The following is a 20,702-nucleotide window of genomic DNA, read 5'->3' as shown; positions in this document are numbered from 1 at the left end:
CGCCTTATTTAAACTGTTTGAGGAAACGAAGATCATTTTCGAAGAATGCACGCAGGTCAGAAACACCGTAACGTAGCATTGTTAGACGTTCCATTCCCATACCAAATGCAAATCCAGAGTAAACTTCAGGGTCAATACCTACATTGCGTAATACATTTGGATGCACCATTCCGCAGCCTAATACTTCCAGCCATTTGCCATTTTTACCCATCACATCAACTTCCGCTGAAGGTTCGGTGAATGGGAAATAGGATGGACGGAAGCGTACTTGAACTTCCTCTTCAAAAAAGTTATTCAAGAAATCATGCAGTGTGCCTTTTAGATTGGTAAAGCTAATATCTTTATCAACAATCAGGCCTTCTGTTTGATGGAACATAGGTGTATGCGTTTGGTCATAATCATTACGATATACACGACCGGGGGCAATGATACGAATCGGTGGCTGTTGGCCATTCATTGTACGAATTTGCACACCTGATGTTTGCGTACGCAGTAAGCGTTTTGCATCAAACCAAAAAGTATCGTGGTCTGCACGCGCAGGGTGGTGAGCAGGGATATTTAGCGCATCAAAGTTATGATAGTCATCTTCGATTTCTGGGCCTGTTTCAACAGAGAAACCTAATTCGCCAAAAAACTCTTCAATTCGCTGAATTGTACGGGTCACCGGGTGTAACCCACCATTTTCCATACGACGCCCTGGTAATGATACGTCAATTTTCTCTGATACCAGACGCGCATTAAGGATTTCAGCTTGCATCGCGTCCTTACGGGCGTTCAGAGCATCTTGAACCTGTACTTTAGCTTCATTTATCACAGCCCCTGCTGCTGGACGTTCCTCAGCAGGCAGTTCACGCAACGTTTTCATCTGTAGTGTGAAATGGCCGCTCTTGCCTAAATATTCAACACGCACTGATTCCAACGTAGCAACATCTTGGGCCTGTTCAATGGCTGCTTTTGCCTGTGCAACCAACTCAGCGAGATGTGGCATTGTTTCCCCTTTATGACCAATTGGTCTTTTTGCTAGTTATTCACTATATATATTAAGCTTCACATTCCATTTGGTAATGAATGAATACTTAACTGATTTTACTGTACTTAACCTAAAACTAGAAACAGAAAAGCCTCCCTAAGGAGGCTTTAGCGTAATCTTTCATTTCTTCTTTCTATTTACGCGCACAAGCCCCCGAGATTCAGGTGCTAAAGTAAAAAAAGAAACGAAAAATAACAGAATGCATGTAGCGAACTCTCAATAACTGACTGTATCTAAAGTATTAACACAAATCACTATAAATGAAAAGAGGAAGTTACCCTCCTCTTTTCAAGCAAACAATTAAGCTAAAGCGCCTTTCGCTTTTTCTACTAAAGCAGTGAATGCTGCTTTATCGAAAACTGCGATGTCTGCTAAAATCTTACGGTCGATTTCAATTGAAGCTTTTTTCAAGCCATTGATGAAACGGCTGTAAGACAGGCCATTCTGACGAGCCGCAGCGTTGATACGTGCGATCCACAGTTGACGGAACTGACGTTTACGTTGACGGCGGTCACGGTAAGCGTATTGACCAGCTTTGATTACCGCCTGAAACGCTACGCGGTAAACACGTGAACGTGCACCATAGTAACCTTTCGCCTGCTTCAGAATTTTTTTGTGACGTGCACGTGCGATTACACCACGTTTTGCGCGAGCCATAGCTATCTCCTATCGTCTTTTATCTTAATTAACTAAATTGTTTACTTATGCGTAAGGCAGGCAGGCTACTACCAGACCCAGATCGCCCTTAGATACCATTCCTTTCGGACGTAAATGGCGTTTACGCTTAGTTGACTTTTTAGTCAGGATATGACGAAGGTTTGCATGCTTACGCTTAAAGCCACCGCCTGCAGTTTTTTTAAAGCGCTTTGCTGCGCCACGTACAGTTTTAATCTTTGGCATTTCTTTTATTTCCAACTTCGCATTGTGATTAACTACGAATTAATTAGGCGAATAACATCTATATTGCTATAAACGAATATTACTTGCAGGCCTAACTATTTCTTCTTCGGTGCCAGCACCATGATCATCTGACGCCCTTCAATTCTTGAAGGGAAAGACTCCACGGATGCCAGCTCTTCCAGATCAGCTTTGATGCGGTTAAGCATTTCCAGACCAATCTGCTGGTGAGCCATTTCACGACCACGAAAACGCAGTGTAACTTTAGCTTTATCACCATCTTCCAGAAAGCGAATCAGGTTGCGTAGTTTGACCTGATAATCACCTTCATCTGTACCAGGGCGGAATTTAATTTCCTTCACCTGAACAACTTTTTGTTTCTTTTTTTGCTCTTTTTGAGATTTGCTCTTCTCATAAAGGAATTTGCCGTAATCCATGATACGACAAACTGGCGGTTCAGCATTTGGGCTGATTTCTACTAGGTCTACACCTGCTTCTTCAGCTTTTTCAAGCGCTTCGCGTGCGCTCATGATGCCTAACTGTTCACCGTCTAAACCTGTTAAACGGACCTCTGGAACACGAATTTCATCATTGATACGATTTGGACGTGTTGTTGGGATTCTTTTTCCGCCTTTAATACTTCATTCCTCCAATTGGATAAAGAGATTTGCTTCTCTCAAGCAAATACACTCGTCACTCAATAGTTACTACTTGACTTGACGCGTGTACGATATTCTTTGTTTGTCTTTATGCGCTATGCGCTGACAAAGTGATTCGACCGCGGATTTTAATGCTTCTTGCTGGATTACTCAAGTAAATCTTGCAATAAATCGTACTGAACTATTTGAAAACTTGGCTTTTGAAGCCAACTATCACTTTGGCACGATTATTTCCATTCATTAATGAAACAAATAACAAGATGCCAAATATGCCGATTGTCTTAGCTGAGATGGCATTGTTTTCATCGATAATAATATTTTTCATTACGAATAAAACAGAGAAGCAGCGCCCAAATGAGCGCTGCTAGACTCTAGCAAGACTTCGCTATAACCAGACTGGCTTAATTATTTTTTCTTTGGTGCCAATACCATGATCATCTGGCGTCCTTCAATCCTTGATGGGAATGATTCAACTGATGCCAGTTCATCCAGATCGGTTTTGATGCGGTTAAGCACTTCTAAGCCAATCTGTTGGTGAGCCATTTCGCGACCACGAAAACGCAGTGTTACTTTAGCTTTGTCACCATCTTCCAAAAAGCGAATTAAACTACGTAGTTTAACTTGGTAGTCTCCTTCGTCTGTTCCTGGACGGAATTTAATTTCCTTCACTTGAACAACTTTTTGTTTTTTCTTTTGTTCTTTTTGAGATTTACTCTTCTCATAAAGATATTTACCGTAGTCCATGATACGACAAACTGGCGGCTCGGCATTTGGGCTGATTTCGACTAAATCGACACCAGCTTCTTCTGCTTTAAAGAGGGCTTCACGCACACTCATTACGCCAAGTTGTTCACCGTCTAAACCAGTGACACGGATTTCTGTTGCACGAATTTCATCGTTAATACGATTTGGACGCGCTGTAGGGAGTTTTTTTCCGCCTTTAATACCTTATTCCTCCATCTGATTGAGTTGACGACTGCGGATCTCTTCGAGCAGTTTTGTCATGAATTCGTTGACATCAAGGCTACCTAAGTCTTTACCACGACGGGTACGTACAGCAACTTTGCCTGATTCAACTTCTTTATCACCACATACTAACATGTAAGGGACGCGACGCAGCGTGTGTTCACGGATCTTAAAGCCGATTTTCTCGTTACGTAAGTCCGCTTTCGCACGAATGCCAACACTTTGCAGCTTGCTAACTAATTCTTGAACATAGTCTGCTTGACCATCAGTAATGTTCATTACGACCACTTGTTGTGGTGCTAACCATGTTGGGAAAAAGCCTGCATACTCTTCTGTTAAGATACCAATGAAGCGTTCTAGTGAACCTAGCACTGCACGGTGGATCATTACAGGAACGATGCGTTCGTTATTTTCACCTACATAAGACGCTGTTAAACGGCCCGGCAAGAAGAAGTCTAACTGGACAGTACCACATTGCCATGCACGGTCAAGGCAGTCATACAGCGTGAACTCGATTTTCGGACCATAAAATGCACCTTCGCCTGGCTGGTATTCAAACTCAATACCTTTTGATTTCAGGGCATTCGCTAAGTCTTCTTCCGCTCTGTCCCACATTTCGTCAGTGCCGATACGTTTTTCAGGGCGGGTTGATAGTTTTACAACAATTTTTTCAAAACCGAAAGTTGCATAAACATCATAAATCATTTCAATACAACTAGTTACTTCACTTAAGATTTGTTCTTCAGTACAGAAGATATGTGCATCATCTTGAGTAAAGCCACGCACACGCATTAAACCATGCAGCGCACCTGATGGCTCATTACGGTGACAGCTACCAAATTCTGCCATGCGCAATGGTAAGTCACGATACGATTTCAAACCTTGGTTGAAAATCTGTACGTGACCTGGGCAGTTCATTGGTTTGACACAATATTCACGGTTTTCAGATGACGTCGTGAACATGGCATCTTTATAGTTATCCCAGTGACCTGTTTTTTCCCATAAGACGCGGTCCATCATAAATGGCCCTTTCACTTCCTGATAATTATAGGCTTTCAGTTTAGTGCGTACAAAGGTTTCCAGTTCACGGAAAATTGTCCAACCGTCATTATGCCAGAACGCCATACCCGGCGCTTCTTCTTGCATATGGTATAAATCTAATTGTTTGCCAATTTTACGGTGGTCACGCTTAGCAGCTTCCTCTAAACGCAACAAATAGGCTGCTAATTGTTTTTTATCAGCCCATGCGGTGCCGTAAATACGTTGCAGCATTTTGTTATCGCTGTTACCACGCCAGTATGCGCCAGCCACTTTCTGTAATTTAAAATGGTGGCAAAAACGCATGTTTGGTACGTGTGGACCGCGACACATATCAACATACTCTTCGTGATGATATAAACCAGGGCGGTCATCTTGACTAATGTTTTGATCTAAAATTTCAACTTTATAGTCTTCGCCACGGGCAACGAAAGTTTCACGAGCTTCACTCCAAGAAACACGTTTTTTCACCACTTCATAATCTGTTTTGGCAAGCTCAAGCATACGCTTTTCAAGCTTTTCCAAGTCTTCCTGCGTCAGCATGTGGTCTAAATCGACATCATAGTAAAAACCATTGTCGATAGTAGGCCCAATCGCCATTTTCGTATTTGGCCATAATTGCTTGATGGCATGGCCTAACAGGTGAGCACAAGAGTGACGAATAATTTCGAGTCCGTCTTCATCCTTGCTCGTAATAATGGACACGTTTGCATCATGTTCAATTATTTCACATGCATCAACACGTTCACCATTAATTCGACCCGCGATACAGGCTTTAGCTAAACCCGCTCCGATGTCACGAGCAACATCCATCACTGAAACGGGATGCTCAAACTGACGCTGACTTCCATCAGGAAGAGTAATAACAGGCATTAAAAAATCCTTATCAGCAGTGGTGACCCACACGCCAGATCACTTGCTTGATTATTCCAAAGTTATAAATCAATACGTTACTAACGATTTCTCACTTCACTATGCGAGATATGTACACAAATATAGACAACTTAAGCGCCCTATTTCCCCACATCGTGAGTAACTCAATTACTAATGATAACACAGACCTATTTTATGGCGATAGCGTAAAGCCGCTAATTGTTATTCTTCATATGAAAAATCAATACCTTCCCGATTAAATGGCAAATAAGCTATCTAATACAGGAAATAGTTTCTCTTTTTTTGCGAAAGAAAGTGAATACCAATGCGATCCACTGGATACAATGAATTCTTCAGTAATTATAGCCAACATCGTGTCTGCTTGCGATAACGCTCCCACTCTTCAGTGAATCTTTCCGCTAAAAAGCGTTCTTCTTGGGGAATAGTGTACAGATCGGTAATTAACCAAAAGACCAAACCTGCTACCAAAAAATAAGGAGAGTGCGAGAAAAAAGCTAAAGCTAAGCTCATTGATGTAAAAGCTAAATACATTGGATTACGTGAAAATCGATAGGGCCCATTAGTCACTAAATGCGTTGCCTTTACAGTAGGATTTGGTGATGTTTTATGTTTATAAAAATAATAAAGACTCGCCACAACCCAACTTACACTTTCAAGCGCCACTAAGATACCTAAAATTCCCATCCAACCAGAAAACGTCCAGTCTAAAAGCCCTTGTCTAAAAAGAAAATAAACCGCTATCCCATTAGCAACTAACCAATTCAATAATGGCAATTTAAATATATTCATTATGTTACCTGCAAGCCAAAATGTTGCTATTAGCATATCATAATTGAATAGATAAATTTGAGTGGAAGAATATGTAGAGGAGTAATATTAATAGCAAAAATAATTAGTTAGTGGGACCTAATGAAAAGACACTTTTTAAGCCTTCTAACTTACTATATTCCTGTTGGCAAACTAAATTCCGCACATCACTTGGCATTGCATCGATTCGAGCTTGAATATTCGCTAACTGTTCATCTAAGCTATTCATGCCTTTAATATCTACAACGTCTTGATTAACTTTTAAGTAGTCAGCAAAACTTTGCAAATTATCTTCCAAGCTATCACAAATATTATTACTTGCTAAACCTTGCGGCAAGACAGTACTGAGCGATGCAGGCAATACTTGAGATAAACTTGGATAAATACTTTGTTTCCACTGCTGAGGAAAAATGATTAGTAACATGGCAAATGCCAAAACTAATAGCATAAACGCCCCAGCTAATGTTGCTATGAGTTTTTTCATTTTTTTTCCTATTATTCAAAATTAACTGAAAATAGGATATACAACTCTGCGTAAAGCTATTTTTAAAACTAAAAATCCTTTGTAAAGAAATCCATAACTCTTTTTAATAAAATTTCATTTCCTCATACGGTTTTTCTTGGCAACTCTTTAAGCGTTGCAATAAACCGCCTACATGTAATTCTAATTTGTGGCCATCAGGATCAAGAAAATAAAAAGAATTTCCTTCACTTTTATTTTCTTTCCAGACAATAACATTCGCTTGCATTAGCCTATCAACAACGATAAGAAAGTCTTTCGCATCAACGTTAAAGGCATAGTGTGTGTAATCCGTTTTTTCTGGGGACGAAAATTGGCGAGTTGTATCTAATGATAAACATAACCATAAATCGCCACAGGAGATATAGGCGCCCTTTTTCCAACTCGCATGTAACGTCATACCAAGTAGTGATTGATAAAAACCAATACTTTTATCTAAATTAGTTACAGCTAAAGTTAAATGGTTGATTCCGTTTAACATATTTTTTTACTCTTTGGTCGTCTGTTACATTGAATTCTTTTAATGAATTTACATAAATTATCAGTAAATAACATTGCAGCAGATATAATAAATCCCATATCAACTTAAAGACAACCTGTTACTAAATGCCCTTAACCTTTTTATCCCCTATAAAAAGGTTTTTTTTTGCCTGTAAAAATTGAATACTTTTACCACAACACCATATCCCATTGTTATTTAATAGATAATATAAGTTATTCACAGATGAAAGCCCTTGTTATCCACAGTTAATGTGAACAACTTCAATTATCTATAAGCTAATAAATGATATCAATCCTTATTCTTCAGTATCGTAACCACCTACCTCCATAAAGTGTCTCACTAGATATAAATGCTAACCTACAGATCTATAAGAAATTTTGCTATCATTTGAGATAAGGCGCTTTATTTTCATTAATCAGGAGCTGGAATCGAACTTCCATGACAAATTTTTTTGAGTTATTTCAAGCCGTTGGTATTGGTCTTGTGCTACTACTTCCTCTAGCCAACCCTTTAACTGCTATTGCGGTCATGTTAAGCATTTCTGCTAATATGACAAAAGAACAGCGTGACCATCAATCATTACTCGCTTCTATTTATGTATTCGCAATTATGACTATCGCTTTTTACGCGGGCCAATTAGTCATGAATACATTCGGAATATCAATACCGGGGCTTAGAATTGCAGGTGGATTAATTGTGGCATTTATTGGCTTTGGTATGCTGTTTCCTAGTAGTGATGTTGGGGAAGACCCGACGACTAATACCCTTGATGACCCAAATGTTCCCAAAAAGCGCCAAGAATCCCCTAGTATTGCCTTTGTTCCCCTCGCAATGCCAAGTACTGCCGGCCCTGGTACTATCGCCATGATCATCAGCTCCACAGCATCATTACAAGGTAATGTGAGCTTTGCTCCATGGGTTTTAAAAATCGCCCCCGTGATCACCTTTTTTATTGCTAGTCTTATCGTTTGGATTGGTTTAAAAGGTGCAACTTCAATTATGAGATGGTTAGGTAATAGTGGTATTGATGCGATCGCTCGGGTAATGGGGTTCTTATTAATCTGTATGGGAGTGCAATTTGTTATCAACGGTATTGTTGAAATTGTCGCGCAGCTCCCACATTTAATGAAAGAATATCAATAAGACATCGCTAATGCATTGTAAGCATTTTTAACTTTCCACAAATAGCGCGGGGCTTGCGGTGCAGGGTGCTTTGTTTGTACATGCTGATAAAATTCTTCCGGTGATAAGCTGTTAATCATCGCAATTGCACGGCCTTTATCGTTATCAAATGTTCTTAATAATGCCCCCGCCCCGTTCACATATGCGACAACCGTTGCATAATATAATGTCTGAGGGTGGCTTATTCCAGCAAGGTGTTGTTCCCTTAAAATACGAATATAAGTTGTACCAATATCAATATTTTTTTGTGGATCTTTTAGGTCACGAGAACTCGGCTCTCCCGACTTCCCCTGATAACGGTATGCGTCACGCCCCGCTGTCGAAGCTTTAATCTGCATCAAACCTATTGCATTGGATTTACTGACAACTTCAGGCCTAAAGTTGGATTCGACCTCAATAATCGCTCTAATTAAAGCTTCATCAACACTATAACGAGCCGCAGACTCACGAATAAACTCATCAAAAGGCGTTCTTGGGAATGCCGTATTTTGTGCTGTTATTGGCCCTGTAGGCTCTAACATCCGCTGTTTTGTTACAGGCCTATCTGGCTCGCTTGAACAACCTGCAAGTAGCAGTAGCACAAAAGTACCGCCAATTATTTTTTTCACTGTCGAATCCTCTGCGATGAAAGCCGATGGCAGAATAACTAATCCCAAGAAAAATAAAATAATTTTTACTTAACTTTTACTTCAGGACGTGTTTTAGTCATACAAATAGCCATGGGACTTAGAAGCCTATAATGATAAATAATGCTATTCCACAATTTTTATGTTTATTTTCCTCAATTGATATTGATTATCATTATCAATTGAGATATAAAATATAATTGTTATAAACCTTAACAACTCTATGTTAAAAAACGCTAAACTAATAATGTCAGGGTCAACTTTTATGAAGAAGAACGTATCTCGATTATCTGCACCTTTACTAACCAGTATGTTTGCTTTGATAGCAGTCATCTTTTTTAGCCAGCCAGCTTTTGCTAAAAAATTTAAGGTCGTCACCACTTTTACTATTATCCAAGATATCGCTCAAAATGTAGCTGGAGATGCGGCAATTGTCGAGTCTATAACGAAACCAGGGGCTGAGATTCACGGTTATCAACCGACGCCTAAAGATATTATGAAAGCCTATGACGCTGATTTAATTTTATGGAATGGGATGAACCTGGAAGTTTGGTTCAAACGTTTCTTTGAAAACTTTAAAAATGTCCCTGCTGTCGTAGTCACCGAAGGTATTGAGCCAATGCCAATTCGTGAAGGTGAGTATAAAGATAACCCGAACCCACATGCATGGATGTCACCTGCCAATGCTAAGATTTATATTGAGAATATTCGTCAAGCATTAGTCAAATATGATCCTGAAAATGCAGAAACCTATAATGCTAATGCGAAAAAATATGCGCAGCAAATTGCTGAGCTTGATGCCCCTTTACGTGAGCGCTTAAACCGCATTCCAGAAAATGAACGTTGGTTAGTTTCAAGTGAAGGCGCATTTAGCTATTTAACAAAAGATTATGGCTTTAAAGAAGTCTATTTATGGCCAATCAATGCGGAAGAGCAAGGCTCTCCTCAACAAGTAAAAAAGGTGATTGATACCGTCCGTAAATACAACATTCCTGTTGTATTTAGTGAAAGTACAATCTCTGATAAGCCTGCTCGCCAAGTCAGCAAAGAAACAGGGGCAAAATACGGTGGCGTATTATATGTTGACTCATTGTCAGCGGCCGATGGCCCGGTACCAACCTATATAGACCTTTTAAATACGACTGTAGACACGATAGCGAAAGGATTTTCACAGTAATATGAATCACTCAAGTCAATTCGAACACCCGAATCTTATCGTCGATGATGCGACAGTGACATATAACAATGGTCACACCGCCATCTATGACGCAAGCTTTACAATCTCTGGTGGCTCTATTTGTGCCTTAGTTGGCGTAAATGGAAGTGGAAAGTCCACGCTATTTAAAACCATTATGGGGCTTGTCACCCCATCTTCTGGCAGTGTGACATTAAATGACCAGCCGATAAAAACGGCTCTGAAAGAAAACGTGATTGCGTATGTCCCACAAACAGAAGAAGTAGACTGGAACTTTCCTGTTCTCGTTTCAGATGTTGTGATGATGGGCCGATATGGCAAGATGGGTTTTTTTCGCATCCCTAAACAAGCCGATAAAGACGCTGTCAAAATGGCATTAGAACGGGTTGATCTTGCAGGACTTGAGCATCGCCAAATAGGCGAGCTCTCAGGCGGTCAGAAAAAACGGGTTTTTTTAGCACGAGCACTTGCACAAGAAGGCAAAGTTTTACTCCTTGATGAACCCTTTACGGGGGTTGATGTTAAAACTGAAAACGCCATTATTGACCTGCTGCGTAGTTTGCGTGACGAAGGCCACCTTATCCTCGTTTCAACACATAACTTGGGCAGTGTGCCTGAGTTTTGCGACCACGTAATTTTAATCAATCGCACAGTGTTAGCCAGTGGCCCAACCGAAACCACGTTTACACAGCGTAATCTACAAAATGCGTTTGGTGGTGTGCTGCGTCATATTAACCTGTCAGGTCAAGAGCTTCATGATGATGATGACCCACGCTCTGTCACCGTCATTACCGATGATGAAAGAGCAGCTGTATTCTATGGTCATGACCATGATGCGCCTGTTCGAAAAAACCAAGCTAAGGGTTCCGAATGATTGAGATGTTATTACAGCCCTTTGAATATGATTTTATGATAAAAGCCATTTGGGTCAGCGCCATTGTTGGTGCTGTCTGTGCGTTTTTATCAGCGTATTTGATGTTAAAAGGCTGGTCATTAATGGGAGATGCGCTCTCCCACTCCGTTGTCCCTGGAGTGGCTGGTGCTTATGCTTTAGGTTTACCCTATGCGGCAGGCGCCTTTTTTACCGGGATCCTTGCAGCACTTGCCATGACATTAATAAAGCATCTAACTCGTTTACGTGAAGATGCTGTTATTGGCTTTATCTTTTCTACTTTTTTTGCGGCAGGTTTGTTGATCGTTTCATTGAACCCAACATCCGTCAATGTGCAAAGTATTATTTTTGGTAATATTTTAGGTATTGCGGATTCTGACGTGTTACAAGTAGAAATTATTATCGGCGTTTCATTTATTGTTCTGTTGTGCTTATGGAAAGATTTATTAGCCGTTTTTTTTGATGAAAGCCACGCGCGGTCCATTGGCTTGAATCCATTACGCCTAAAAATTATTTTCTTTACCTTATTAAGTGCTTGTACCGTCGCTGCCTTACAAACTGTTGGGGCAATCCTTGTTATTGCGATGGTTGTTACACCAGGTGCAACCGCTTATTTATTAACCGACCAATTTAAACGCTTACTCATTATTTCAGTCACGATTGGTACCGTAACCAGTGCTGTTGGCGCTTATATCAGTTATTTCCTTAATGGTGCTACCGGTGGGTTAATTGTCACCCTACAGACTATTATTTTCCTGCTGGCATTTTTCTTTGCACCTAAGCACGGTATTCTTGCCTCAAAACGTAAAGCCAAAAAGGAAGTCGCTCAACTACACCAATCACACCAACAAGGAGCATCTCATGAGTGATTTCATTGACTTATTGATGGCTCCATTTGCATTTCCGTTTATGCAAAAAGCATTGATAACCGCAATTGTTAGCGGAACCGTGTGTGCCATCTTATCGTGCTTTTTAGTATTAAAAGGTTGGTCACTCATGGGGGATGCAATTTCCCACGCCGTGTTACCTGGGATCATCATTGCCTCTTTATTGGGTATTCCCTTGGCTATTGGTGCGTTCGCCTCTGGCTTATTCTGCGCTGTCGCAACGGGATATTTAAAAGAAAATAGTCGGATAAAAGAAGATACCGTCATGGGGATTGTGTTTTCCGGGATGTTTGCTGTCGGTTTAGTGATGTTCGCTAAAATAGATACAGAACAGCACCTAACACATATTCTTTTTGGTGATATTTTAGGGATCACGGATAGCGAATTTAAACAAATCTTGTTATTTGCAGGCGTCACCATTGCGATTATCTTACTGAAACGCAAAGATTTTATGCTGTATTGTTTTGACCCTAACCAAGCCCGAGTGATTGGCCTACCCGTCAAGCTGATACATTATGGTTTACTGTCTTTACTTGCATTAACCATTGTCGCTTCACTGCAAGCGGTTGGGATCATTTTAGTTATTGCCATGCTGATCTCACCGGGAATTATTGCATTTGTCCTATGCCGGAGCTTCGGTAAAATGCTGGTAGTCGCCATCATCGCTTCAGTGACATCCAGCGTCATAGGCACTATTTTGAGTTTCCACATCAATGCGACAACTGGGCCAACTATCGTTGTTACTCAGGCTGTGTATTTTGTGATTGCATTACTGTATAGCAAAATCGTATTAGCCCGTAAAAAAGGACAAACTAACCCACAAAGTATGCATACCGCCTAATAAATGGCAGATATCACAAAAAAGCTGAATTCGCGCCTAACGAATTCAGCTTTTTATTTTAAATAATTTCCTAAAATGTGACTAAACTTTTTTAGCCATATTTACTTACTGCGTGTTTTGGGTTGGTTTATAGCAATATTGCGACGTTGCTCTTCAGATTGAGTTTCATACACTTTCATTTCCCCACTTCCCGCAGGTAGTGCCTGTTCAACAACAAGTTCCGCATCTGTTTGAGCAATAATATCTTGTAATTGTTGGTGTTGATTGCACCAAATTGCATCAACATCCTGATCACGTGAATTATCGCGCCCTGCAGAAAAAGCCACTGTACGCGCTTGAAAACGCGCTTGTTTCCCGCCTAATTCAAGCCCATATCCCGGCGTAGCAGGATGTGTGACAACCACTTTGCCATCCTCCAGCCATGCTTTAACATCCGTATCTTGAACTTGATAACCGAGTTTCCCTAACCCATCTAATACCGTTTTCCTTTGTGCAGTGGCAACAATTTGTTGCTCTGCAACACTTACGGCACTACCGAGCTTATCTATCCATGCAGTTAACGTTTCTAGCGAGCTTGATTGCATACTTGTTAACGCATTCGAAATCATGGCTTCATTTTCATCACTCGCAAAAATAGCCAACTCATCACAAAGTTGTTCAATTTTATCGATAAGTTCGACACGTTGCTGACTTAACTTTAATTGCTCCGCCAATGTCATGATCAATGAATCGGCTCGTAAGTGACGCTGGGTACCTTCTTTAAGCTCCCGAAGCTCAGCCAGTTGTTGTTCAGCACGTTGAGCATCATCAATTGAGGCCATCAATTTCAGTTTTTCAATCATCAATAGGATCTGTTCACATTGCTTAGCAAACGGTGTTTGAGGTAAGCCTGATTGCCAGAATTGTTTTACGCCTTCAGATTGTGCTTTTAGTTGATTCAATAATGTCACAGCTGTTGGCGTTAATGCCGCTGATTGCGGACTCAATAAAGCGAGTGCTTTAAAAATCAGTTTATTCGATTGATTTTCATCCTGTTCACTTGCCGAAACTAATTGTGCAAGTAGTTCAACTTCATTTGGCAGTTTTTCACGAACCAATGTGATTAACTCAGCCAAATTATGTTCTCTGTGTTTTTTTGTCCGGGCTAATAACGCTTGTTTTTCAAGTTGTTGCTCACGAACTTCCTGTACTTCGTTATTCAGTGTCCCAGTAAACTCAACCAATTGGTTATTCAATAAGCTTAAATTGCGTGATGACAATGTGGCAAGCTGAGCAGCATTTTCCATTAGCTGCTGATAAGCTTGTGTGATTTGTGCAATACGCGGCTGATGATATTGGCTATTGTTTGCCAATATTTGCCACTGTTTAAATCGGCGTTTAACGACCACAAGCTGACGCCGGCACTGAATTTCATTCATTTCCCTAACAGTTATACGATGAACCGATGAACTCATAACGCACCTTCTTGCTGGTCTAAGCTCTCTATTTGAGAGGAGGTTGAGGTTAATAAAGCCTGAGAAATGGCGCCATGCAGCCGTTGCTGTGCCAAATCACGATTTTGATACCACTCGATAAGAGAAACTCGAAAACGCGCGGGTACCACTCGCGTCAAAACAGCGCTACGCCACAGTTCCCTAGAACGGGCTGTTTTCAATAATGGATGTGATGGTATGTCGCATTCAATACCGATGAGCAAACGACCACTGGTTTGATCCTCAACAACACCATCAAAATGGAATACCCCATTTTGGCTTGCGGTGGTTACCTGCCAGCCACTTTGTCGAATAAAGTCCATGACCGAATCGACAAACGCATTTTTCGGGAGCGTTTCGCTATCAACTGCAGACCGCGTATGGCACATGCGGTGGAGAAGTTTTTCGTTTTCTTTTTGCATTAATGGGTTACATGCATTTAATGCATAAGCCAGATAGCCTTGTAAATAATCCCGTGGGATTTCTGGTTTGCGGTAAGTGGCTAATAAATCAGAAATTTCATCTATTGGCATCGATGACATAATCACGACTTGCTGACGAGCACGAGTAATAGCAACATTTAAACGCCGTTCTCCACCGGTTTGCCCTAATACCCCGAAGTTACGTCTGAATGTCCCCTGTGTATTGCGACCAAATGTGGTAGAAAATAAAATCACATCTCGTTCATCACCTTGCACATTTTCCACATTTTTCACAAAAAATGACATATCTTCGTCATTATGAGTGCGTTTGGTTTCCTTCGCATAGGCTTGAAGAAAGTCTTCATCCTGTGCTGCACGTAATTGAATTATTTGGTTAATTAATGTAGCTTGCTTTTGGTTAAATGTAACTACCCCCACCGAAGGGCGTTGCTCGAAAGGCCGCTGCCACATTGAGGCCAAATGTTCTACGATGGCGATAGCTTCCGCTTCATTGCTTTGGTTAACATAAGTACCATTAACTGGAATAAGCTGTAATGGCTTAATTTCACTAACCATTTTGGCTGAAAAGTGCGCTGGAATATTGAGCCTATTTTCATAAAAGGCGAAATTGGAGAAATTGATTAGTTCTCGGTAGGCAGAACGGTAATGAATATCCAGTGTATGAATAGGTAATACGGTTCGCGCTAAATGCAATAAATCAGGACAATCACTGATTTGCCGATAATCCCATTGCTCTCCCGCCAATTCTTGTTGGTCATCCTCTTCGTCATCAATGTCGTCTTCAATTAGCTTACCTGTGAAAAATTTTGAAGGCGGCATTTGCTTTTCATCGCCACTAACAATAGCCTGCTTAGCTCTAAATAAGGTCGATAATGCAAATTCAATTGGCATCTGTGAGGCTTCGTCATAGATAACACTGTCAAACATAGCGCTTTCAAGTGGAAGTACTTGGCTCGCCACATCGGGTGTCATCAGCCAAACGGGGCGTAGTTGCATTAATCCAATCTCTCGACCTTCTTGTATAAACTCCCTCAAACGTCGAGCTCTTGGCCCTGCTAAACGAGTAATTTCTTCCCATTCACGACGGTTTCCTAACATTTTGATATCTATATTCGCCGTCAATGCCAATTTATTGAATTGTTGTAATTGTCTTTGGGCATTCTCTAATTCGGCCAGATCCGACATCAGCTGGTCGTGGTTGGTGCTTAATGCAGGCAATGTTGCCACTAACTGCGCTTTAGTGAATAGACAGAAGTAATAGTTAACAGTTTGGACTAGTTGTTCTCGCCATTGCGTTGTGAAGTTGTCATTGGCAATAAGCGACTTAATTACCGGTTTTAATAGCTCAAGGAGTCCCCAATGCTGCGGCGAAAAGTGTTGAGTATCCGACCTAAATGTTTGGTAACGTAATAAATTTTCTTTTTGTTCCTCGATTTTCACCAGTTCAGCGGTATATGACTCGCCGTTTACTATGGCCATTTTAAACCGTTCAACTGTTTCTGATGAAAATACGCTACCTAGCTCACTCAGCTGGTTTAAGCTTTCCGTTCCTGCGCGTAATTTTGCTATGGCCGCCCTGACTTCATAGCATTGATGAGTAAATCCTGTTTTTTGTTGCTGAATAATCGCGTCTATAAAATGCATAGGTTCAGGGTACTGAGTAAGGCGCTCAGCCATGTCCGCGACTTGTTTTAGTTGCATGACTAGCGGTTGCAATGTACTACGCCATTGGTGACCCAACTGAAGTTCAAGACCAAGCTGTTGATATAGCGGCTGTAATTCCTGTGCAAGCAAACGCCATTGTTGCTCAGCGGCGATGGTGTTATGCACTGACGTCTGTTTTTCAGTCGTAGATGCTAAGCCGCTGCTTGCCATAAATGACTTTAATTGGTTTTGCCGACGGTAGTAATACGGGTTCAAGAAACGCAACCATGACCCTTGTATTGTTTCCATCAATGCCCGAGATAATTGGGCAAGATGCTGATTATCAATCTCCCTAAGTACGGGGAATAATAACGGGTCTGTATTCTCTTCACTAATCGATAATAAACGCTCATACAACTGCTGAAGTTGGCGAATAATGGAATTTCCCGCTTCACCACTAAAGAGTGGTAGCCAACGGGAGAGTGCCTGCCATTGTTCAGTCGTTAGTTGGTTAAATTGTGTTTCATACTGTGTTAACCATTGCTCATGAGTCGATAATTGAGTCAACGTAATTTGCTGATATTCTGTTTGGTAGGTTTCATCACGCTGCTTTTCAGTCTCAATCAATGTAGTAATAGATTGATTAAACAATAAATATTGAGGATCGTCTGCCGTAAACTGCGCTAAGGCGTTTAGTGCATTATTTTCATAATCCAATTGCCACCATGTATATGTATGTAACTTCAAGTCATCCGTTAGTTGCTCAATCGTATGACTATCAAGTTGTGCTAATAATGGCTTAATTTTCTGTTCATCAATATCAAAATGAGGAAGCTTTTCAAGTTCAATCAATTGGATTAATACTTGTTTATAAGATACTTGAAACTTTTCGTCGATATTATTCAGTGAGTGAAAATAACTGTCTAATTTTCGTTCAAAAAGTTGAACGCGATTAACAAGATGAGTTCTTTCTCCTAGCCAATCACGCTCACTGAGCTGGCTTTTTCCTTGTTCCCAAAGTTGCTCAATTTGCTCCCTCACTGCCAAAATAGTGTCACGCCCTCTTTGACTTTGGCTGATATATAGCGCTCTATCTCCTAATCCATTCGCAATCAAACGCTTATAGACTACCTCTAGTGCCGCAGGTTTTTGACATACCACTAAAACGGTTTGCTGACGTCCTATTGCATCCGCAATCAAACTCACGATCGTTTGACTTTTCCCTGTTCCTGGCGGCCCTTCAATCAACAGCCCCGTGTTAGTTTGTGCAGCTTGAACAACTTGTTCTTGTGATGGATCGGCCAATGACAACGCATACTGGTTAAGTAAATTATCTGACTGTATTCCATTTATGTTGTCGAGCGGCGTGACTTTTAGCATTGTCGCTAAGGCTGTTTGAGAAATCGGTAGCCCAGCAATTTGCTGTAAATCGCTACTCATCGCCTGGCCAATAAACGAGGTATGGAAGAGTACCGCTGAACAACAGATTTGTGCACTATTCTCTGCAATTGGAGCAGTGATCGACGGTAGTGGCGTCAGTTCCGTACCTTGTATCGGCAATAAAGACGAAAGTGTTTCCATCATATCTTCAATGGTTAAACCCGCTTTAGATAATAAATTATCTAATACTGTTTGCCATTCAGTCACTGAAGGTATACCCGCAAAGCTTGCTAGTGCTGGATTTAAGCGTATTGCCCCCCGTTCCTGATCAAAACTAAGCTGAATGGGGCTATTTTGAGCTAAAGAAGTACGCAACGAAACCGGCCATAAAAACAAAGGCGCTATTCGTGGCTTAATTTGGTTCGGCTGTGTGTGCAATAATAAGAATGGGAAACCAAGATACATGCCATCAATACCTGTATCCCGTTGATATAACTGCGTATCTGAGTGTAGGATCCGTAACCGGTTATTAACACCTTGATGTTGTAATAGCAAATCACTATCAATGGTAACCGCACTTTTTTTACGGTTCAATAAATGTTCGAGTAGCATATTCACACGGCGAACCGGGCTATCGCATTCCATTAAATCGACTCGCCCAGTATTTTGCGTTAAACGCATGCGCACTAGGTTTCCACGTTGTGTCACTGACGTGAGCTTTTGTGTAAAAAACCTTAGAACTTCAAGAACATATTTTTGTGACTCGGGGACTTGCCAATGTTCGAATGGAATAGCGAGCAAAACGAGTATTTTTTCTAACGGCAAGCGACGCGTTAATAAAAAGTTATCCACCCAACTATCGAGTTCAGGAAGCCCAATACGTTTAAAATCACTGACTCGGAGGTTAATGAGCTGGTATAGCTCCCCTCTTGGTAACAAAAGTTGGTTTTTGGCTATTGCTTTATCAAAACTGTGGATATCATTTTGTTCCGCTAATTCAAAGGCTTGCTCGACTAACGTGCTCAAAGCAATAAACTGCCCAAGATCGGCACTTAGCAATAAAATATAATCAATTTCTTGTCGATTTTGTCTATCTAATAAGGCTTGTAGACTTTCGTTATGAGAGTCAGGAAACTGGCTATGCAGCAATTCCCAACGCGCAGCGAGCTGGCTTATTGACGTGATCAACAAATACAGTTTCAGGCTTTCTTCATTGAGTAATATATTCAATTGTTCAGCGCGTTGGCGTACTAAACATTGGCGATGGTAGAGCTGTACGAGCCAATGTTGTGGGTCGATATGCTGAATGTGTTGATTTAATGGCTCGCTGATGAGTGCATAGGCAAGTTCAGGTTGTTCTAATAACCATGCAGGCGTAATAATTTCACCACGATAAATAAATGGCATATTCGGGTTGAGGATTTTTAAGGCTAGAGTGAGCTTAATATCTTGATTTATTTCACTCTGCTCAGACTCATCTAGCGATTTTTCACTGTCTAAAAAGCCCTGAAGTTGCTTGAGCTGCTCCTGACTATTATCAAATTTTGCGAGCCATGATGTTAACTCCCCGCGTAACAAAAATTGGACTGCATCATCCCAATGCGCTTGTTCACCAGCAGCCATGGCAAAAGTATCTGGCTGAGAAAATTGCTGACCTGCAAATTGGATTTGATGGTATTGAGCTGGCGAGCCTGCTATCGCGGTTTGTGGGGCTTGGACGGCTTTCCCCTCCAACCACGCAGACACCTGCGGCCATTGCCAACGTAAAAAACGATCCCGACACAGTAATCCACGTAATAATAGTTGTAAGTTGGGATCTAAATCATCAGGTAAATCAACACCATTGGTCATGACTTGGATTAAAAATGCATTATCATGAATTTGGGCGAAACACTGCCCTCGGGTTAGTTGCTCTAATAGAATAACCCCGAGACTCCACCAGTCTGATGCAGCACTCACACCACCAGCTAAAGTTTCTGGTGCGCTATAACGGGAAATATCCAAAGGTGTTACGATATCAAGGTCAAATTCAGACAAACTCGCAGAGCCATATTCAATAACCACGATATCTAAAGGCTCACGGCTGCGGATCAATAAATTAGCGGGACACAGATTACGATGGCGCAAACCATGCTCGGTAAATGCCGCTATCGCTTGCCCCATTTCCTCAACTAATTTTGGAATTTCATGAGGTTGCCAAAAATCCCCTTGCTGAATAAATTGGTTGAGTGAGCCACCTTCCAGTAATTCTGTCACATGCCAAGCACGGTTTTCCCAGCGACCCGTTTCATAAAACTCAGGCACGTGGTCTGTTGGGATCAGTTGAAGTACTTGGTAAATAGTGGGATCAGGTTCTTCACCTTTTTGATATAAGGTTAGTACGCCACTTTTTTCACTTTCAATATGTGTAACTAAGTAACGTTCCCTTGGACTATCAGTTTGGTTAATACGTCGCTCAAGTCGCCAATTGCCTATCCGTGTTTGAGATGGTTCCTCAGTATTTCTAAGTTCGACAGCGGCATCTTCCCCACATTCGAGGCAGATGAAATCCCCCTCGCCCATTGGATGCCCGTTCACACAAACTCTTTGCTCAATAATTTGGTTATTCTGATTGTTTTCATCGATATGGAGTTGTGGACGCTCAACCGAGCTATTGGGTACATCAATAGGACGCCAACCAGACTCATGAATGGGTTCAAGGGTTAAATCCCAGCCACAAAGCTGATTATCTCCTTGCGGTGTTTTAATTTGCCCAGCACAAAAAATCTCAGTTAACGGTCGCTCTGTTTGGCAGTGAGGGCAAAAACGTATCATGGTCATCCATTCA

Annotated in this window: 18 protein-coding genes and 1 other annotated feature; of the genes, 5 read left to right on the top strand and 13 right to left on the bottom strand. The window is 41.2% G+C overall.

Annotation, left to right across the window (positions count from 1 at the left end; genetic code table 11):
• Positions 1-4: 4 nt before the first annotated feature.
• From pheS to fos, 10 genes are all read right to left on the bottom strand, one after another.
• Positions 5-988 carry a phenylalanine--tRNA ligase subunit alpha gene (gene pheS, locus M1E86_RS08135; protein WP_102139209.1) on the bottom strand — a complete coding sequence of 328 codons (984 nt, stop codon included), beginning with the start codon at positions 986-988 and terminating at the stop codon, positions 5-7.
• 123 nt (positions 989-1,111) lie between these two features.
• Positions 1,112-1,241, bottom strand: a sequence feature (Phe leader region).
• On the bottom strand, positions 1,191-1,235 hold the full coding sequence (pheM, locus tag M1E86_RS08130) for a pheST operon leader peptide PheM (RefSeq protein WP_136134757.1): 45 nt from the start codon (positions 1,233-1,235) through the stop codon (positions 1,191-1,193). It overlaps the preceding feature by 45 nt.
• 89 nt (positions 1,242-1,330) lie before the next feature.
• A complete protein-coding gene (gene rplT / locus M1E86_RS08125; protein ID WP_004263714.1) occupies positions 1,331-1,687 on the bottom strand; it encodes a 50S ribosomal protein L20 in 357 nt (118 codons plus the stop codon).
• 45 nt (positions 1,688-1,732) lie between these two features.
• Positions 1,733-1,930, bottom strand: a complete 198-nt coding sequence (gene rpmI / locus M1E86_RS08120; protein WP_004263702.1) for a 50S ribosomal protein L35 — start codon at positions 1,928-1,930, stop codon at positions 1,733-1,735.
• Between the two features lie 95 nt (positions 1,931-2,025).
• On the bottom strand, positions 2,026-2,565 hold the full coding sequence (gene infC, locus M1E86_RS08115) for a translation initiation factor IF-3 (RefSeq protein ID WP_125890944.1): 540 nt from the start codon (positions 2,563-2,565) through the stop codon (positions 2,026-2,028).
• 426 nt (positions 2,566-2,991) lie between these two features.
• Positions 2,992-3,531, bottom strand: a complete 540-nt coding sequence (gene infC / locus M1E86_RS08110) for a translation initiation factor IF-3 (protein WP_071524538.1) — start codon at positions 3,529-3,531, stop codon at positions 2,992-2,994.
• Between the two features lie 3 nt (positions 3,532-3,534).
• Positions 3,535-5,463 (bottom strand): threonine--tRNA ligase, encoded by a 1,929-nt coding sequence (gene thrS / locus M1E86_RS08105; protein WP_125890943.1) that lies wholly within the window; start codon positions 5,461-5,463, stop codon positions 3,535-3,537.
• A gap of 360 nt (positions 5,464-5,823) precedes the next feature.
• Complete coding sequence (locus tag M1E86_RS08100) at positions 5,824-6,273, bottom strand: methyltransferase family protein (protein WP_213913271.1); 450 nt, start codon at positions 6,271-6,273, stop codon at positions 5,824-5,826.
• A 103-nt stretch (positions 6,274-6,376) separates the two neighbouring features.
• The gene (locus tag M1E86_RS08095; RefSeq protein WP_125890941.1) at positions 6,377-6,775 is read right to left on the bottom strand and encodes a hypothetical protein; all 399 of its coding nucleotides are present in this window, start codon (positions 6,773-6,775) and stop codon (positions 6,377-6,379) included.
• Positions 6,776-6,878: 103 nt separating this feature from the next.
• The gene (gene fos / locus M1E86_RS08090; RefSeq protein WP_213913272.1) at positions 6,879-7,292 is read right to left on the bottom strand and encodes a fosfomycin resistance glutathione transferase; all 414 of its coding nucleotides are present in this window, start codon (positions 7,290-7,292) and stop codon (positions 6,879-6,881) included.
• A 459-nt stretch (positions 7,293-7,751) separates the two neighbouring features.
• On the opposite strand from fos, the gene M1E86_RS08085 reads away from it, so the two are divergent.
• Positions 7,752-8,456: a MarC family NAAT transporter gene (locus M1E86_RS08085; RefSeq protein WP_125890939.1), complete on the top strand. Its 705-nt coding sequence runs from the start codon at positions 7,752-7,754 to the stop codon at positions 8,454-8,456.
• Here M1E86_RS08085 and M1E86_RS08080 read toward each other — a convergent pair.
• The gene (locus M1E86_RS08080) at positions 8,450-9,103 is read right to left on the bottom strand and encodes a transglycosylase SLT domain-containing protein (protein ID WP_213913273.1); all 654 of its coding nucleotides are present in this window, start codon (positions 9,101-9,103) and stop codon (positions 8,450-8,452) included. The two genes, M1E86_RS08085 and M1E86_RS08080, sit on opposite strands and share 7 nt — an antisense overlap.
• A gap of 283 nt (positions 9,104-9,386) precedes the next feature.
• Between M1E86_RS08080 and M1E86_RS08075 the strand changes: the two genes are divergently transcribed.
• The 4 genes from M1E86_RS08075 to M1E86_RS08060 are packed head-to-tail and all read left to right on the top strand — an operon-like array spanning position 9,387 to position 12,936.
• Positions 9,387-10,298 (top strand): metal ABC transporter substrate-binding protein, encoded by a 912-nt coding sequence (locus M1E86_RS08075; RefSeq protein WP_125890937.1) that lies wholly within the window; start codon positions 9,387-9,389, stop codon positions 10,296-10,298.
• A gap of 1 nt (position 10,299) precedes the next feature.
• Entirely contained in the window at positions 10,300-11,190 is an 891-nt protein-coding gene (locus M1E86_RS08070; protein ID WP_102139218.1) for a manganese/iron ABC transporter ATP-binding protein, read from the top strand.
• Complete coding sequence (locus M1E86_RS08065) at positions 11,187-12,077, top strand: metal ABC transporter permease (RefSeq protein WP_125890936.1); 891 nt, start codon at positions 11,187-11,189, stop codon at positions 12,075-12,077. Before M1E86_RS08070 ends, M1E86_RS08065 begins: the two co-directional genes overlap by 4 nt.
• Positions 12,070-12,936, top strand: a complete 867-nt coding sequence (locus M1E86_RS08060) for a metal ABC transporter permease (protein ID WP_125890935.1) — start codon at positions 12,070-12,072, stop codon at positions 12,934-12,936. The genes M1E86_RS08065 and M1E86_RS08060 overlap by 8 nt, the downstream gene beginning before the upstream one ends.
• A 101-nt stretch (positions 12,937-13,037) precedes the next feature.
• Here the strand turns inward: M1E86_RS08060 and M1E86_RS08055 are convergent, their stop codons facing one another.
• Together M1E86_RS08055 and M1E86_RS08050 are read right to left on the bottom strand one after the other, a co-directional pair.
• A complete protein-coding gene (locus tag M1E86_RS08055) occupies positions 13,038-14,390 on the bottom strand; it encodes a hypothetical protein (RefSeq protein WP_319861811.1) in 1,353 nt (450 codons plus the stop codon).
• Positions 14,387-20,695: a protein kinase domain-containing protein gene (locus M1E86_RS08050; protein ID WP_426099334.1), complete on the bottom strand. Its 6,309-nt coding sequence runs from the start codon at positions 20,693-20,695 to the stop codon at positions 14,387-14,389. Before M1E86_RS08050 ends, M1E86_RS08055 begins: the two co-directional genes overlap by 4 nt.
• Between the last annotated feature and the right edge of the window lie 7 nt (positions 20,696-20,702).

The organism is Providencia sp. PROV200 (genome assembly GCF_049901995.1).
GTDB lineage: Bacteria > Pseudomonadota > Gammaproteobacteria > Enterobacterales > Enterobacteriaceae > Providencia > Providencia rettgeri_E.
Note: the sequence above shows the minus strand (reverse complement) of the source record. Positions and strands in the feature narration are given on the sequence as shown.